The organism is Sulfitobacter sp. 1A12779 (genome assembly GCF_043557315.1).
Taxonomy (GTDB): Bacteria; Pseudomonadota; Alphaproteobacteria; order Rhodobacterales; family Rhodobacteraceae; genus Sulfitobacter; species Sulfitobacter faviae.
On record NZ_JBIFFU010000009.1, the window covers coordinates 52,106 to 67,104 of the forward strand.

General features: G+C 64.7%; 19 protein-coding genes. 8 read left to right on the forward strand and 11 right to left on the reverse strand.

Annotated elements, in window-relative coordinates:
* The first annotated feature begins 32 nt into the window (after window positions 1–32).
* From ACGYLQ_RS12030 to ACGYLQ_RS12045, 4 genes are read left to right on the forward strand one after another with little or no spacing between them, the layout of a single operon-like run.
* Window positions 33–752 (forward strand): competence/damage-inducible protein A, encoded by a 720-nt coding sequence (locus tag ACGYLQ_RS12030; protein ID WP_394443182.1) that lies wholly within the window; start codon window positions 33–35, stop codon window positions 750–752.
* Window positions 749–1,465: a GNAT family N-acetyltransferase gene (locus ACGYLQ_RS12035; protein WP_394443183.1), complete on the forward strand. Its 717-nt coding sequence runs from the start codon at window positions 749–751 to the stop codon at window positions 1,463–1,465. Before ACGYLQ_RS12030 ends, ACGYLQ_RS12035 begins: the two co-directional genes overlap by 4 nt.
* Window positions 1,466–1,476: 11 nt before the next feature.
* A complete protein-coding gene (locus ACGYLQ_RS12040; RefSeq protein WP_394409677.1) occupies window positions 1,477–2,046 on the forward strand; it encodes a peroxidase-related enzyme in 570 nt (189 codons plus the stop codon).
* Window positions 2,043–2,993 (forward strand): OmpA family protein, encoded by a 951-nt coding sequence (locus ACGYLQ_RS12045; protein WP_394443186.1) that lies wholly within the window; start codon window positions 2,043–2,045, stop codon window positions 2,991–2,993. Before ACGYLQ_RS12040 ends, ACGYLQ_RS12045 begins: the two co-directional genes overlap by 4 nt.
* Window position 2,994: 1 nt before the next feature.
* Here the strand turns inward: ACGYLQ_RS12045 and ACGYLQ_RS12050 are convergent, their stop codons facing one another.
* A complete protein-coding gene (locus ACGYLQ_RS12050; protein ID WP_067262523.1) occupies window positions 2,995–3,426 on the reverse strand; it encodes an Lrp/AsnC family transcriptional regulator in 432 nt (143 codons plus the stop codon).
* 123 nt (window positions 3,427–3,549) lie between these two features.
* Here ACGYLQ_RS12050 and ACGYLQ_RS12055 point away from each other — a divergent pair, with 123 nt between their 5' ends.
* Window positions 3,550–4,791, forward strand: a complete 1,242-nt coding sequence (locus ACGYLQ_RS12055; protein ID WP_394443187.1) for an MFS transporter — start codon at window positions 3,550–3,552, stop codon at window positions 4,789–4,791.
* Here ACGYLQ_RS12055 and ACGYLQ_RS12060 read toward each other — a convergent pair.
* The 5 genes from ACGYLQ_RS12060 to ACGYLQ_RS12080 are packed head-to-tail and all read right to left on the reverse strand — an operon-like array spanning window position 4,788 to window position 8,599.
* Window positions 4,788–5,702 carry an ornithine cyclodeaminase family protein gene (locus ACGYLQ_RS12060; RefSeq protein WP_394443188.1) on the reverse strand — a complete coding sequence of 305 codons (915 nt, stop codon included), beginning with the start codon at window positions 5,700–5,702 and terminating at the stop codon, window positions 4,788–4,790. The genes ACGYLQ_RS12055 and ACGYLQ_RS12060 overlap by 4 nt on opposite strands.
* Complete coding sequence (locus ACGYLQ_RS12065) at window positions 5,699–6,319, reverse strand: HAD family hydrolase (protein ID WP_394443190.1); 621 nt, start codon at window positions 6,317–6,319, stop codon at window positions 5,699–5,701. The genes ACGYLQ_RS12060 and ACGYLQ_RS12065 overlap by 4 nt, the downstream gene beginning before the upstream one ends.
* A gap of 32 nt (window positions 6,320–6,351) precedes the next feature.
* Entirely contained in the window at window positions 6,352–6,804 is a 453-nt protein-coding gene (locus tag ACGYLQ_RS12070; RefSeq protein ID WP_394443192.1) for a YaiI/YqxD family protein, read from the reverse strand.
* 3 nt (window positions 6,805–6,807) lie between these two features.
* Complete coding sequence (gene fghA / locus ACGYLQ_RS12075; protein ID WP_394443194.1) at window positions 6,808–7,641, reverse strand: S-formylglutathione hydrolase; 834 nt, start codon at window positions 7,639–7,641, stop codon at window positions 6,808–6,810.
* 28 nt (window positions 7,642–7,669) lie between these two features.
* Window positions 7,670–8,599 (reverse strand): AEC family transporter, encoded by a 930-nt coding sequence (locus ACGYLQ_RS12080; protein ID WP_243266482.1) that lies wholly within the window; start codon window positions 8,597–8,599, stop codon window positions 7,670–7,672.
* Window positions 8,600–8,853: 254 nt separating this feature from the next.
* On the opposite strand from ACGYLQ_RS12080, the gene ACGYLQ_RS12085 reads away from it, so the two are divergent.
* Window positions 8,854–9,315, forward strand: coding sequence for an I78 family peptidase inhibitor (locus ACGYLQ_RS12085; RefSeq protein ID WP_394443196.1), 462 nt, complete (start codon window positions 8,854–8,856; stop codon window positions 9,313–9,315).
* A gap of 9 nt (window positions 9,316–9,324) precedes the next feature.
* On the opposite strand, the gene paaK is transcribed toward ACGYLQ_RS12085, so the two are convergent.
* Together paaK and paaI are read right to left on the reverse strand one after the other, a co-directional pair.
* Window positions 9,325–10,635, reverse strand: a complete 1,311-nt coding sequence (paaK, locus tag ACGYLQ_RS12090) for a phenylacetate--CoA ligase PaaK (RefSeq protein ID WP_394443198.1) — start codon at window positions 10,633–10,635, stop codon at window positions 9,325–9,327.
* On the reverse strand, window positions 10,635–11,072 hold the full coding sequence (paaI, locus tag ACGYLQ_RS12095) for a hydroxyphenylacetyl-CoA thioesterase PaaI (protein ID WP_394443200.1): 438 nt from the start codon (window positions 11,070–11,072) through the stop codon (window positions 10,635–10,637). Before paaI ends, paaK begins: the two co-directional genes overlap by 1 nt.
* Before the next feature lie 130 nt (window positions 11,073–11,202).
* Between paaI and ACGYLQ_RS12100 the strand changes: the two genes are divergently transcribed.
* Window positions 11,203–11,550, forward strand: a complete 348-nt coding sequence (locus ACGYLQ_RS12100; RefSeq protein WP_394443202.1) for a DUF2794 domain-containing protein — start codon at window positions 11,203–11,205, stop codon at window positions 11,548–11,550.
* Here ACGYLQ_RS12100 and ACGYLQ_RS12105 read toward each other — a convergent pair.
* From ACGYLQ_RS12105 to ACGYLQ_RS12115, 3 genes are all read right to left on the reverse strand, one after another.
* Window positions 11,547–12,329 (reverse strand): C40 family peptidase, encoded by a 783-nt coding sequence (locus ACGYLQ_RS12105; RefSeq protein ID WP_394443204.1) that lies wholly within the window; start codon window positions 12,327–12,329, stop codon window positions 11,547–11,549. The genes ACGYLQ_RS12100 and ACGYLQ_RS12105 overlap by 4 nt on opposite strands.
* Window positions 12,326–13,708 (reverse strand): leucyl aminopeptidase family protein, encoded by a 1,383-nt coding sequence (locus ACGYLQ_RS12110; protein WP_394443206.1) that lies wholly within the window; start codon window positions 13,706–13,708, stop codon window positions 12,326–12,328. The genes ACGYLQ_RS12105 and ACGYLQ_RS12110 overlap by 4 nt, the downstream gene beginning before the upstream one ends.
* A 63-nt stretch (window positions 13,709–13,771) precedes the next feature.
* Complete coding sequence (locus ACGYLQ_RS12115) at window positions 13,772–14,149, reverse strand: hypothetical protein (RefSeq protein ID WP_209218490.1); 378 nt, start codon at window positions 14,147–14,149, stop codon at window positions 13,772–13,774.
* A gap of 155 nt (window positions 14,150–14,304) precedes the next feature.
* Between ACGYLQ_RS12115 and ACGYLQ_RS12120 the strand changes: the two genes are divergently transcribed.
* Window positions 14,305–14,955, forward strand: a complete 651-nt coding sequence (locus ACGYLQ_RS12120) for a carbonic anhydrase (protein ID WP_322328477.1) — start codon at window positions 14,305–14,307, stop codon at window positions 14,953–14,955.
* The last annotated feature ends 44 nt before the right edge of the window (window positions 14,956–14,999 follow it).

The window sequence follows — 14,999 nt, forward strand, 5'->3', positions numbered from 1 at the left end:
CCGAAGGGACGCCATCCTCAAGGAGCCGCCCCATGTCAAACCCCACCGCCGCGATGATCGTGATCGGCGACGAAATCCTCTCGGGCCGGACCCGTGACAGCAATATGCATCACCTTGCGGGGGAGTTGACGAAAGTGGGGATCGACCTGCGCGAAGTGCGCGTGGTCTCGGACGATCACGGGGCGATCATCGCCGCCGTGCAGGCGCTGTCCTCGGCCTATACCCACGTGTTTACCTCGGGCGGGATCGGGCCGACCCATGACGACATCACCGCCGATTGCATCGCCGCCGCCTTTAACCGCGACATCGACGTGCGCGACGATGCGCGCGAGATTTTGGCGGCACATTATGCCCGCGCCGGGACCGAGATGAACGCGGCACGCCTGCGCATGGCGCGCATCCCTGAAGGCGCCGCGCTGATCGAGAACCCGGTCTCTGCCGCGCCGGGGTTCATCGTCGAAAACGTGCATGTGATGGCCGGGGTGCCTGCGGTGTTTCAGGCCATGGTTGCCAGTGTCTTGCCGGAGCTGACCGGGGGCCAGCCGCTGATCAGTGAGACCCTGCGCATTGACCGGGGCGAGGGCGATATCGCCGGGCCGCTGGGGGCGCTGGCCGAGGAATATCCGCATCTGTCGATGGGCAGCTACCCGTTTCAAAAGGACGGTGTCTTTGGCGCGCATGTGGTGATCCGGGGCAGCGATCCGGGGATGGTCGAAGCCGCGATGGCCAAGCTCAAGGCCGCCTTCGCATGAGCGAGGCGCAGGCGTTTTTCGACGCGGGCGACGCGACTTGGCCCGCCGCGCGACGGTTTGATCACGGGCCATGGACCCTGCGCGAAGGGCAGGGCGGCGGCAAACGCGTCTCGGCGGCGACGGCACGCGGGGCAATAACCGACGCCGACATTCCGACCGCCGAAGCGGCGATGCGCGAGATGGACCAGCGCCCGCTGTTCATGGTGCGCGCCGGGGAAGATGACCTCGACGCGCTGCTGGCCGCACGGGGCTACGACGTGGTCGATCCGGTCACGGTGCTGAGCCTGCCGATCACCCGACTGACGGATGTGCCCATGCCCCCGGTTACCGCCTTTTGCATTTGGGAGCCGCTGGCGATCATGGCCGAGGTCTGGGCCGCCGGCGGGGTCGGCCCCGCGCGTCTTGCCGTGATGGACCGTGCCGCAACCAAGACTGGCATTCTCGCCCGCTGGAACGAGAAACCCGCAGGCGTGGCCTTTGCCGGGGTTCACAATGATATCTGCATGGTCCACGCGGTCGAGGTGCTGCCCCATCAGCAACGCCAAGGCGTGGCGACTTGGCTGATGCGGGCCGCCGCCCATTGGGGGCAGGCGCAGGGGGCCGCGCGGCTGTCGGTGCTTTGCGTCGATACCAATACCCGCGCGCAGGCGCTCTATGCCAAGCTGGGCTTTGCCCCGGTCGGGCACTATCATTACCGTCAAAGCACCGAGTGAAGGATAAGACCATGGCCAACGACATGCCCACCGCACTTGATCTGCCGATGGTCGATCCGCTGCCCGAGGCGACGCAGAAGTATTTCGACGTCTGTCAGGAAAAGCTCGGGATGGTGCCCAATGTGCTGCGCGCCTATGCCTTTGACATCGACAAGCTGAACGCCTTTACCGGCATGTATAACGATCTGATGCTGGGCGACAGCGCGCTCAGCAAGCTTGAGCGTGAGATGATCGCGGTGGCGGTGTCTTCGGTCAACAAATGCTACTATTGCCTTGTGGCCCATGGGGCGGCGGTGCGCGAAATGTCGGGTGATCCGCAGTTGGGCGAGGCGCTGGTGATGAACTACCGCGTGGCCAAGATCAGCGCCAAACAACGCGCCATGTTGGATTTCGCCGTCAAACTGACCGAAGCCAGCGCCAAGGTCGAAGAAGCCGACCGTCAAGCGCTGCGCGATGCAGGCTTTACCGACCGTGACATCTTTGACATCGCCAGCGTGGCGGGTTTCTTTAACATGACCAACCGGGTGGCCAGCGCCACCGACATGCGCCCCAACGACGATTACCACGCGCAGGCGCGATGATCCGGGCGCGCGTCGCTGCGGCTCTGGTCGGGGTGCTGCTGGCGGCCCCGGCGGCGGCGCTTGAACTGGCGCTGCCCAGCACCGCGCGGCTGACGGCGGAACGCAACACCGCGCCGGATCGCTTCGCCGCGCCCGTGGGCGTCTATGCCGAAGGGCAGGTGGCGCGGGTCAATGTCGATGGCGACGTGCGCCGCGCCGCTTGGCGGATGGACACGCCGGGGCTGACCGCTTTGCAAGTGATGCGCCCGCTGCGGCGGCAACTTGAAGGGGCGGGCTTTGATATCGTGCTCGACTGTGCCGCGCGGGAGTGCGGCGGTTTTGATTTTCGCTTTGCCGTGGAGGTGCTGCCGGGGCCGAACATGTATGTGAACCTGCGCGCCTTCCACTTCATCACCGCCCTGCGGCGAGATGAGGATGGCACACCGACCGAGGCGATCAGCATTCTTGCCAGCACGGCGGCCACCTCGGCCTATGTGCAGATCATCCAAGCCCGCAGCGCCGATGCGCCGGAAGACGGCACCCCCGTCACGCCCGCCCCGACCGGCGCGGTGCCCCTTGCCACCGCCACGGAGGATTTCGCGGCGGTGCTGAAGGCCGAGGGGCATCTGGTGCTCAACCGGTTGGAGTTCGAGACCGGCACCTCCGCGCTTGGCCCCGGCCCCTTTGCGACCCTCGCGCGGCTTGCCGAATTGCTCAAGGCAGAGCCGGGTCTGCGGGTGGCGCTGGTGGGTCATACCGATGCGGTGGGCAGTTTGGAGGCCAATACCGCCTTGTCACGCAAACGGGCAGAAGCGGTGCGGGATCGGCTGGTTGAGCGCTATGCCGTAGCCCCTAACCGGCTGGAGGCGCAGGGCGCGGGCTATCTCGCGCCGCGCGACAGCAACCTCACCGAAGCGGGGCGCGAACAGAACCGGCGGGTCGAGGTGGTCGTCCTCTCGGTGCAATAGCCTAGGTCGTGACCGTCATCTGGGTGGCCAGCAGCAGGTTCGTCTCGCTTGAGCTTACCCCCTGAATGCGGCGGATTTGGCCCAACACGCTGTCGAGTTCTTCGACGGTCTCTGTCCCCGTCTCGACAATCAAATCCCATTTACCATTGGTCGCATGGATTGCCTGCACCGCGGGCATGCCTGCAAGAATGCGTTTGATCCGGTCGGTGCCCGCCCCTTCGATGGCCAAGAGCGTATGGCCCCGGATCGGGCTGTGACGCATGTCTTCTTTCAGGATCAGCGTAAAGCCCAAGATCGCACCGGAACTGACCAGACGCTCCACCCGCGCCCGCACCGTCACCCGCGACAGGCCGGTGGTGGCGGCCAGCGCGGAATAGGACATCCGCGCGTCGCGGCGCAGTTCCGCGATGATCTTGTTGTCGATCTCGTCCATCAGCTTCCTGCCTTTTGCACCGGGCCATGTTTACGGCAGCGCGGGCAGGCTGGCCAGTCTTTGGGGATGCGCAATTGACGGCGGCGGGGAAACCCATAATCTGCCGCGGAAAGGAACACTTCCATGCAAAGCCGCGCGCCCCTGTTCACCCCGGTCCTGATGGTCGGATGTATCATCATCATGGTCAGCTTCGCCGTGCGTGCCTCCTTCGGCGTGTTCCAGATCCCGATTGCCGAGGAATTCGCATGGGCGCGCAGCGAGTTCTCCCTCGCCATCGCGATCCAGAACCTCGCCTGGGGCATCGGCCAGCCGATCTTTGGCGCGCTGGCCGAGAAGATTGGCGATAGGCGGGCGATTATCATCGGGGCGGTGGTCTATGCGGTGGGGCTGCTCTTGTCGGCCAATTCCGCGACGCCGATCGAGCATCAGACCTACGCTTGGCTTGTCGGCTTCGGCATCGCGGGCACTGGCTTTGGCGTGATCCTCGCCGTGGTGGGGCGGGCGGCCTCGGACGAGAACCGCTCGATGGCGCTGGCCATCGCCACAGCGGCGGGCAGCGCGGGCCAAGTCTTTGGCGCGCCGGTGGCGGAATGGATGCTAAGCTTCATGTCATGGCAGATGACCTTCGTCAGCTTCGCGGGGGTGATCCTGCTGATGCTGCTGACCTTGCCCTTGATGCGCGCGCCCGCCATGGCGAGCCGGGCCGAGCTGGAAGAATCGATGGGCCAGATCCTCGGCAAGGCCTTCCGCGATCCCTCCTATACGCTGATCTTTCTGGGCTTCTTTTCCTGCGGCTATCAACTCGCCTTCATCACCGCCCATTTCCCGGCCTTCGTGACCGAGATGTGCGGCCCGATCTTGGCCGGAGGTGTGCTGCATAACATCGGCATCACCACCACCTCGGCGCTCGGTGCCGTAGCGATTTCACTCATTGGCCTCGCCAATATCGCGGGCACGCTGCTGGCAGGCTGGGCGGGCAAGCGCTATTCCAAGAAATACCTGCTGGCAGGGATTTACGTTGGGCGCACGGTGATCGCCGCGGCCTTCATCATGTTCCCGATCACGCCGATGACGGTGATCCTATTCTCTGTGGGGATGGGCGCGCTCTGGCTTGCCACGGTGCCGCTGACCTCCGGCCTCGTCGCGCATATCTACGGGCTGCGCTACATGGGCACGCTTTACGGCATCGTGTTCTTCAGCCACCAGCTGGGCAGTTTCCTCGGCGTTTGGCTGGGCGGGCGGATGTACGACATCTACGGCAGCTACACCGCCGTCTGGTGGGTTGGCGTGGCCGTGGGCGCCTTCAGCGCCGTGGTGCATCTGCCGATCCGCGAGAAACGGCTCGAGGGGCTGGTGACCGCTTAACGCGCGCGCCAGCGTTCGAGGATGTGGTTGGCGGTCATCAGGTCCAGATGCGCGCCGCCGCCGTTCTTGAATAGGGTGATTTCGTCATCGCTCTGCCGGGTGAAGGCCGAAAGGTCGTAGTAATCCGCGATCAGGTGATCGCGGGTGATGGTGCCTGCCTCAAGCGGTATGTTGATCTCTCCGATATGGCCGATGGTGGTGTCGAAACTGTCGACGAAGACGCGGGCGCGCAGCAGCGCCGTGTCGTCCACCTCGCGCATGTCGGGGCGGTAGGCGCCGATGAGATCGACGTGCTGGCCGGGCTGCAACCAATCGCCCTTGATTAGCGGGTCGGTCGACATGGTGGCAGAGGTGACGATATCGGCGGCGCGCACCGCCTGCTCCAGATCGGTCGCCACGTTGATCTTGAGCTCTGCGGCCATCGCCTCGGCGTTCTTCGCGGTGCGGTTCCAGACGGTAAAACGGGCCTGCGGGAAGGCCGCGGAATAGGCGGCGTGTAGCGCCCGGCCTTGGGTGCCAGCGCCGACGATCAGGATGTTCTCACTGTCCGGTCGGGCAAGACGGCGCGCGGCCAAGAGGCTGTCGCCCGCGGTCTTCCACTTGGTGACAAGGTGGAAGTCCACGATGGCGGAGAGCCTGCCGGTTTCGTCATCGAAAAGCGAGACGCCGCCGTTGACCATCGGCATCTCGCGGTCCGGGTTGCCGGGGAAGATCGTGGCGGATTTCACCGCGATGCCCAGCCCGTCGATCCATGCCGCGCGGCTTAGAAGCGTGTCCTTGCCACGATAGAGGAAGGTGTCACCGATCTCGGCCTTCGGCAGGTCGTGGCCCGCGGCCAGCGCATCGGTAAGCGCGATCCAATCCAGCAGCGCCTCGCCCGCGTCGAAGGAAATGTTCGGGATGTCGGTCATGCGGCCTCCTCCCGGGTCAGCAGGCCTGCGGCGACCAGACGGTCGGCCCAGCCTTGTGGTCCGGTGAAATGATGGGTTTGCCAGCCCCGCGCGGCGGCGGCGGCGATGTTGTCGGCGCGGTCGTCGGTGAAAAGCAGAGCTTCGGGCGGCAGGCCGCTGCCTTGCTCCACGGCCTCGTAGATCGAGGGCGCGGGTTTGATCATGCCGAGGTGGCCGGAAATGAAATCACGGTCGAATTCGCGCAGGAAAGGGTAGTGGGTGGCGGCCAAATCATAGCTTTGAATGCCGAAGTTGGTGAGCGAGAAGACCGGAACGCCACGCGCTTGCAGCGCATTCTTCAACCGCAGGGAGTGGCCGATCACCGGGGCGGCCATCTCGATCCAGCGGTCGTGCCAGAGGCGGATTTCATCGCCCCACTCAGGCGTCGCCTCGGCCATGGCATAGATCGTGTCGCGGAAATTCTCGCCGCTGTCGACGCGGTCGTTCATGCCGTGCAGGTCCACGGCGTCGAACATGGCGCGGCGGCGATCTTCGCCGATGACGCTGTCGTAAAACCGCTCCGGTTGCCATTCGATCAATACGTTGCCGATGTCGAAAACGACCGCCTGTGGTGTCATATCGCTTGCCCTAACAATTGCTTAACGCGGGCCTACCCCCGCGCCGCCGCGCGCAGTTCCCGCTCCAATGCTTCGAGGAAACGGGAGCGGTCGGCCTTTGTAAACCCCTTGCCGCCGCCTTGGCGGAAGGGGTCGGCGGCGCGCAGGTCGGCCATCAGGTCGCGGGTGGCCAGCACGTTGCCGATATTGCGCGCGGTCAGCGCCTCGCCGTTGTGTTTCAGCACCCTTGCCCCCGCTTCGACGCATTTGGCTGCCAGCGGGATGTCCCCGGTGACCACGACGTCGCCCGGTCCGCAACGCTCGGCGATCCACATATCGGCGATGTCGGGCCCGTCGGGCACGATCACCACCTCCACCAGCGGGTTCTGCGACAGGCGCAGCCCGCCGTTGGAGACTAGATACATCTTGATCTTGTGCCGGGTCGCCACCCGCTCGGCCTCGGCCTTCACAGGGCAGGCGTCGGCGTCGATGTAAAGCGCGGTCATCGCTCAGCCCGCGTAGAGCGCGTCGGCATGAAAGGCGACGTGATCCTCGATGAAACTCGCCACGAAGAAATAGCTGTGGTCATAGCCCGGCTGCATGCGGAAGCTGCCCTGTTGGCGTTTTGCCGCCATGGCCTCGGCCAGCGCTTCGGGCATCAAGAGGTCGAGGAACTGGTCGCTCGCCCCTTGGTCGATCAGCACGGGCCCGTCGAAGCCCTTTTCGCGCATCAGGAGCGTGCTGTCGTGTTTCGTCCATGTGCTCTCGTCGGACCCGAGATAGGCGGTGAGCTGCTTCTTGCCCCAGTCGCTCGCCGTCGGGTGGGTGATCGGCGCGAAGGCGGAGACTGAGAGGAAGCGCCCCGGCAGGTTCATCGCCAGCGTCAGCGCGCCGTGCCCGCCCATGGAGTGGCCGGTGATGCCTTGACGCTCCATATCGAGGGCGAAATTCTCGCTCAGCAGGCGCGGCAGTTCCTCGGCCAAATAGTCCCACATCTGGTAGTGCGCCGCCCAAGGGTCTTGGGTCGCGTCCACATAGAACCCCGCGCCTTTGCCAAGGTCGTAAGCGTCATCATCGGCCACAGCTTCACCACGCGGGGAGGTGTCGGGGAAGACCAGCGCGATGCCGTGTTCCGCGGCCCAAGCCTGCGCGCCCGCCTTGGTCATGGCGTTCTCATGGGTGCAGGTCAGGCCCGAGAGATACCACAGCACCGGGACCGGGCCGTCCTGCGCCTCGGCAGGGAGAAACAGGCCGAATGTCATGTCGCAGCCGCAGGTGTCGGAGGCGTGGGAGTAGACCCCCTGCGTGCCACCGAAACAGGCGTTTTCCGAGATGGTTTTCATGGCAGCGTTCCTTTCGAACTTGAGTGTGTCACAGGGCCGAGACCCAGCCTACGACAAGGCTGACGGTCACGATACTGACCGTAGTTGAAACGAGAATGGCGGCAGAGACCCGCTGGGGGGCGACGCCGTAATGTTGGGCGAGCATATAGACATTGCCTGCGACCGGGAGAGAGGCCGTGGCGATGATGACCCCGGCTTTATACGGGTCGACGCCGAAGAGAAACAGCGCGCCAAAGGCCACGAAGAGCGGGTGCAGCACCAGTTTGCAAAAGGTCAGCCAGCCCGCGATCTCGATCCGCTCGGCGGATTTTGAGGCCAGCGAGGCGCCGATGGCGAACAGCGCACCGGGGGTGGCAGCGCCGCCAAGGATGGCCAGAAATTCGTTCAGCGGCACGGGGATCGGGATGCCGAAGCCGGACCAGAGGAACCCCAGCGTGATGGCGACGATCATCGGGTTTTTCAGCAGGCCGATCCCGACGATCTTGAGCGTCGCCAGCCGCAATTGCCCCTCGCGGGAGCCGGTGATCAGGATCACGATGAGGCTGGAAAAGATGATCATGTCGACGGTCAGCGCCAGCAGCACGGGGCCAATCGCCTCTGGCCCCAAGAGCAGCGTCAGCATCGGCACGCCCAGAAAGCCGGTGTTGCCGATCACGGCGCATTGCGCCTCGATCCCGTTGGTGGCCACGTCGAGCCCGCGCAAAAATCCGACGAGGCTGGCGATGGCATAGACGAAGGCCGTGCCCCAGAGGTAGGCGGCAACAAGGCGGCTGTCCCACACCTCGGCCAAGGACAGATTGGCGGAAAAGCGGAACAGCATCGCCGAGAGGGCGAAGTAGAAGACGAATTTGGTGAGATAGGCCGTCGCTTCGGCAGAGAAGAACCGCGTGCGCCCGGCCCAGTAGCCAAGGCCGATCAGCGCAAAGAACGGCAGGGTTTTCAGGAAGATCGCGACCATGGGTCAAGCATTAGCCAGCCCGCCCTTGGGGTGCAATGGGGGAGGGGCTTGGGCCTTGGCTGAACCGATCGGCACCACCCGCGCGCTCAAGCGGCTGCGGCCAGCGGGAACGCCCCGGGCGGCTCCGTGATCTCGCCGCCCCAGCAGTCCTATCGGCAGGTTCCGGCAAGGGCAAAGCGCTCGGCCCTTGGCGGGGCGGGTCAGGGAGCTACCTGTTGCGGGATGGACGCCACGCGAAGAACGAGGTTTGGAATATGAGAGTAGTTTTCTTGGCACCCCTAGTGCTGGCCGGATGCGCTGAATTGTCGACAGCGCCGGTGCAGAACCCGATCCCGGCCCCCGCGCCTGCGGCCACCACACCCCCGCCGCCATCGCAGGAACCCGAGCCTTCGGCCCCGGTGCGGTCCGAAACCCCCAGCAGCGCGGCCAAGCCCAAACCGCTGCCGGAGTCGGTCGTCAACGCGGTGAACGACAGCTCCAGCCCCTCTGAAGATGACGGGCAAGAAGAGCTTGCCGCCGCCGAGCCGCCGACCGACACCTGCAAAGAGGGCAGTTGGTGGGGGCTGATCGGACGCCCGCAATCGGCGGCGAGCATCGTCTCAGAGCCCAAGCGCGTCTATATAGAGGGCGACCCGGTGACGATGGACGCCAATCCCAACCGCACCAACATCGTCTTGGACGCGGAAGGCAAAATCGCCAAAGTCACCTGCGGCTAGGGTCTTTCCCTAGCCCTTGGGGCGGTTGTCGAGAATACGCACGGCTTTGCCCTCGGACCGGGCAACGCCGCCCACGTCCATGACCTCAACCGTGACCGAAATGCCGACGGTCTGTTTGATCTGTGCCGACAATGCCTTGATCGCGGTGCCCCGGGCGTCGGTGGTGACGCTGGCGTCAGCGCATTCACACAGCACGCGCATCTGATCCATCCGGTCGGGGCGCGAAAGTTCGATCTGGAAATGCGGGGCCAAGCCGGGCGTGGCCATCAGCGCCTCTTCGATCTGGGTGGGGAAGACGTTGACGCCGCGGAGGATAATCATGTCGTCGCTGCGCCCGGTCACCTTCTCCATCCGCCGCATGGAACGCGCGGTGCCCGCCAGCAGCCGGGTCAGATCGCGGGTGCGGTAGCGGATGATTGGGAAGGCCTGTTTCGTCAGCGAGGTGAAGACCAACTCGCCCATTTCGCCATCCTCCACAGGGGCGCCCGTCTCGGGGTTGATGATCTCGGGGTAGAAGTGGTCTTCCCAGATGTGCAGCCCATCCTTGGTCTCCACACATTCCATCGACACGCCCGGCCCCATGACTTCGCTGAGCCCATAGATATCGACCGCATGCATGTCGAAAGCCTGCTCGATCTCCTGCCGCATGGCATTGGTCCAAGGCTCGGCCCCGAAGATGCCGACTTCGAGCGAGGATTGACGCGGGTCGATGCCTTGTTTGGCAAACTCATCCAAGATCGACAGCGCGTAGGACGGGGTGACCGTGATGCCCTTGGGGGCGAAATCTTCGATCAGGCGCACTTGGCGCGGGGTCATCCCGCCCGAGATCGGCACGGTCGACAGGCCAAGCGCATCGGCGCCGAGGTGGATGCCCAAGCCGCCGGTGAACAGCCCATAGCCATAGGCATTGTGCAGCATGTCGCCCGGGCGCATCCCCGCCGCGCGTAGGGAGCGGGCGACGACTTGCCCCCAGTTCGCCAGATCGTCCTTGGTATAGCCCACCACCGTCGGCTGCCCGGTGGTGCCGGAGGACGCGTGAATGCGCGCCACCTGATCGCGCGGCACGGCGAACATGCCAAAGGGATAATTGTCGCGCAGGTCAGTCTTTACCGTGAAGGGAAAGCGCGAAAGATCGGAAAGCTGTTTCAGATCATCAGGATGCACGCCCGCATCGTCAAAGCTTTGCTTGTAGAAGGGGACGTTGTCATAGGCATGGCGCAGGGACCATTTCAAACGGTCCAATTGCAGGGCGCTGATCTCGTCCCGGCTGGCGATCTCAATCGGGTCGAGCGTATCCTTCGCGGGGGTCAGGTCTTTCATCAGGTCGGCTCCTCCTCGGTAAATAGCTGGCCCTTAATGCTGCGGGACAGCCCGCGAAACAGGGCCACGATACGGTCATCCTCGCCCGTGACGGTCACGTCATAGATGCCCGACCGACCGCTGCGCGACACTTCGCGGGCGGTGGCGGTCAGCCGCTCCTCCGGCTGGCCGGGGCTGAGATAGGTGATCTGGTTCTGCTGGGCGACAGTGGTCTGGTTGTAGCTGTTGCAGGCAAAGGCAAAGGCGCTGTCGGCCAGAGTGAAGATGAAACCGCCGTGGCAAATCCCATGCCCGTTCAGCATGTCCGGGCGCACCGACATCGACAAAACCGCGCCGCCGGGGGTGACCTCGTCGATCCTCATGCCCAATCCGGCCGAGGCGGAATCTCGGGCGAACATCACCTCGGCACATTTGCGGGCGCGGGCGTCTGGGGTCATTCCGTCATGCCTTTGTGTTTCATTTTCAAGATTGGTTGCACAATTCTGTAACGCTTTCAAGAAATTTTGAGCGGCGCTTTCGGCAATGTCAGGGCTTGATTTGGCCCCCGTCAGGGTCAACTGTAAAGCTATGAGCATAGAGCCCCCATCGCCGATCACGGCTTTCGAGCGCCCTGCCGAACAGGTCGCCTTTCACCGCACCGAACTGTCGCTGATCCTATCGCTCTACGGGCGTATGGTCGCCGCGGGGGAGTGGCGGGATTACGGGATTTCGCACCTTAAGGACGTGGCCGTTTTTTCGGTCTTTCGCCGCACGGCTGAGATACCGCTTTACCGGATCGAAAAGCGTCCCAAGCTGCGCAACCGGCAGGGGATGTATGCGGTGGTGGGCACCGGCGGGCAGGTGCTGCGCCGGGGCCGTGACCTGAAGGCCGTGCTGCGCGTGTTGGAGCGCAAGCTGATCCGCGCAGTAGATTAAACGCCGGGGCGGCGATGTGCCGTCACCGGGCCGTCACCGCCCGCTTCGATCCGGGCGATGGCCTCGGTGATGTTTTCATAGCACACGGCCATGGCGTGGGCGTTGGCGTGGATCATCGTCTCGCCGTCCACCACCAGCGCGACATGGCCTTTCCAGAACAACAGATCATTGCGCTGATAGGCGCCGCTGACGAGGGTGCCCACGGTCTTTTCCTGCTGGTCGCTGTCTCCGGGGCAGGGGGTGCCGCAGGCCAGCAGCGCCGCCTGCACGAGGCCCGAACAATCGATCCCCCAACGGCTGTTGCCGCCCCAGAGATAGGGCGTGCCAAGGAACAGCGCGGCGATTTGCGCGGGGTCGGCCTCTCGGCTCTCAACAGGGGCAAGGTGGCCCAGCGGAATGTGCCCCTGCGGGGTTTCGGCGAAATCTTTGGTCTCTGCCGTGACCGTGACGGGCGCGCCGTAGCTGAGGCTGAGCAGGTCCGGCGATTTCAGATCGGCATTGCGATAGGCATGGGTGGCAGGCACGCAGACGCGGTGGGTGGCGCTGCGCGGTGTGCCGAGGGTGCTTTGCAGAACATGGCCGCAATAGCCATCCTTCTCGGCCTGCACATAGGCCCAGCCCGACGCCTCATGCAGCACGGTGACCTGCTCGCCAAACAGCAGCTGCCGGTCGCGTGGCCCGTCAGGGCGGCGGCAGAGGTCGGCCACCGGCACCGCCACCTGCGCGGGGCGGTTCTGGGTCGCCAGCGCCGGGTCCGGGATAAGACGCGGATCGCTCATGATTTCAGCAAGGCGGGCAGGGCGGCATAGATCGCGCGAGTGCCTTGGCCGGTGCCGCCTTTCGGGCGGGCGGGGGCGTCGGCAGGTTGCCAGCCGTAGATGTCGAAATGCGCGTATTTGCTGTCGGTCACAAAGCGGCGCAGGAAGAGCGCGGCGGTGATCGACCCGGCAAAGCCGCCCTTGGGCGCGTTGTCGAGGTCGGCGATGCCGGGCTCGATCAGCGCCTCGTAGGCATCGTGGAATGGCATCCGCCAGACCGGATCGGCAGACCCGGCAGCGGCGCTTTCCAAAGCCGCGACGAAGGCGGCGTCGTCACTGTAATAGGGCGCAAGGTCCGGCCCCACGGCCACCCGTGCGGCCCCGGTCAGCGTCGCCATTGAGATGATCTGATCGGGCCTGTCTTCATCCGCCAGCGCCAGCGCATCGGCCAGCACAAGACGCCCTTCGGCATCGGTGTTGTTGATCTCAACCGTCAGCCCCTTGCGTGAGGTCAGGATGTCGCCGGGGCGGAAGGCGTTGCCGGAGACCGAATTCTCCACCGCCGGGATCAGCACGCGCAGTTGCACTTCCATGCCGGTGGCCATGATCATATGCGCCAGCCCCAGCACAGCGGCGGCCCCGCCCATGTCCTTCTTCATCAGTGCCATCGAGGCGCCGGGTTTCAGGTTCAGCCCGCCGGTGTCGAAACAAACGCCCTTGCCCACCAGTGTCAGCTTTGGCCCCGCGTTGCCCCATGTCATGTCGATCAGCCGCGGCGCGCGGTCGGCGGCGCGGCCCACGGTGTGGATCATCGGCAGGTTGTTTTCCAGCAGGGCATCGCCGGTTGTCACCTCGATCTGCGCGCCATGCCGCTCGGCCAGTTTGCGCGCGGCGGCTTCAAGGTCGGGCGGCCCCATGTCGGAGGCGGGTGTGTTGATCAGGTCGCGGGTCAGCATCTCACCCGTGGCCAGCGCGGTGATCTGTTCGGCGTCGACCCCCTCGGGCGCGACGAGGCCGGCAGTCAGCGGGGACTGTTCGCGGTAGCGGTCAAATCGGTAGCCCGCCAGCAGCCAACCGAGCGCCTCTGTCGCCGCCTGATCCTCGGGCAGGCCGCTTTCGATCCGGTAATCCCCGGCAGGAAGCTTGGCTGCAGCGGCGGCGAGGTGAAAGCGGCCCCGGCGGCGGGCAGCCTCGGACCCGTAGCCCGCCAGTGCCATCACCGGCGCGCCCTCGGCACCCGGCACGACAAGCGCCTGACCAAGGCCGCCCACAAAGCCGCTGGCCTTCACCCATGCCTGCACAGCGCCGGGCTGATCGGCAAGCCAGCCTTCAAGCGCGGTCTCGCTCAAGACATGAAGCGGCAGGGCATTGGCGGAGGGGGCGGCGAATTCGGCGGACATGACAAACCTTTGCAAATCTGGATTTGCGCGCAGCCTACCTTTTCCATCGCCACCCGCAAGCGATCAGATCGTGATCTCGGGCAGGTCCCATATCGCGGTCAGCGACCGTTCGCCGCTGCGGATCAGCCGCGACAGCGTGGCCGCCGTGGCGATGTCATCCCCGGCGTCGATACAGACCATCACATCCGCCGCCACCCGGGCGACGAGCGCCATGCCGATTTGATCGGCGATGGCGATCAGGCGGTGCACGCTTTTGCGCAGCCCGGCGCGGTCTTGGCCCTCATGGAGCCTTTTGCAATGGGACAGGCGCAGGGCCAATTCCTCCATCGCGCGGCAGAGAACATCCTCGGCCCCCACCTCACCCAGTTGTGTGTAGAGCAGCGCCAGCCGCTCTTGATCGACGCAGACCTGTTCGGTCGGGCGAATTTGCATAAGTTGCATTCCAGTCATCCTTCGATCGCCCCCACGGCCTCAGGGGCAATATGGCGCATGAAGGTGTGCAAAGGGTTGCGATGATTGTGCCTTTTCTCTCGAATTCGTATGGCATTTGCGCTATCTGCGCTAAAACCGCATCACGCATTAGGGGACGTTTACACATGGACAAGGCCAAGGCTCTGCCGTCGTATCTGTTGCAACGCTATCAGGGGTGGAAGGCGACGGGCTATGCCGAGAACCAGTCGTGGTATCGCCGCCTTGCTTCCGAAGGGCAGCATCCACGGGCCATGGTAATTTCCTGCTGCGACAGCCGGGTGCATGTGACCTCGATCTTCGGGGCCGATCAGGGCGAGTTCTTTATCCACCGCAACATCGCCAACCTCGTGCCGCCTTACCAGCCCGACGGCAACCAGCACGGCACCTCGGCGGCGATCGAATATGCGGTGACGGCGCTGAAGGTCGCGCATGTGATCGTGTTGGGCCATTCCAGCTGCGGCGGTGTGGCGGGCTGTGCCGCCATGTGCCGGGGCGAGGCGCCGGAGCTTGAGAAGAAAGACAGTTTCGTGGGCCGCTGGATGGACATCCTGCGCCCGACCTTCGATTCCGTGTCCAGCATCAAGGACAAGCGAGAGCAGGAGCGTCAGCTTGAAAAACTCGCCGTTGTCACCTCGCTGGAAAACCTGATGACCTTCCCATGGCTGAAAGAGGCGGTCGATAAGGACGAGCTGTCGTTGCACGGTCTTTGGACCGACATTGGCGAGGGCGGGTTGGAGCATTACCTGCCCGAATTGGGCGCGTTCGAGCCGGTCTGACCGTCGATGAATCGTAGAACGAAAAAGGGGGCCGCTTGGCCCCC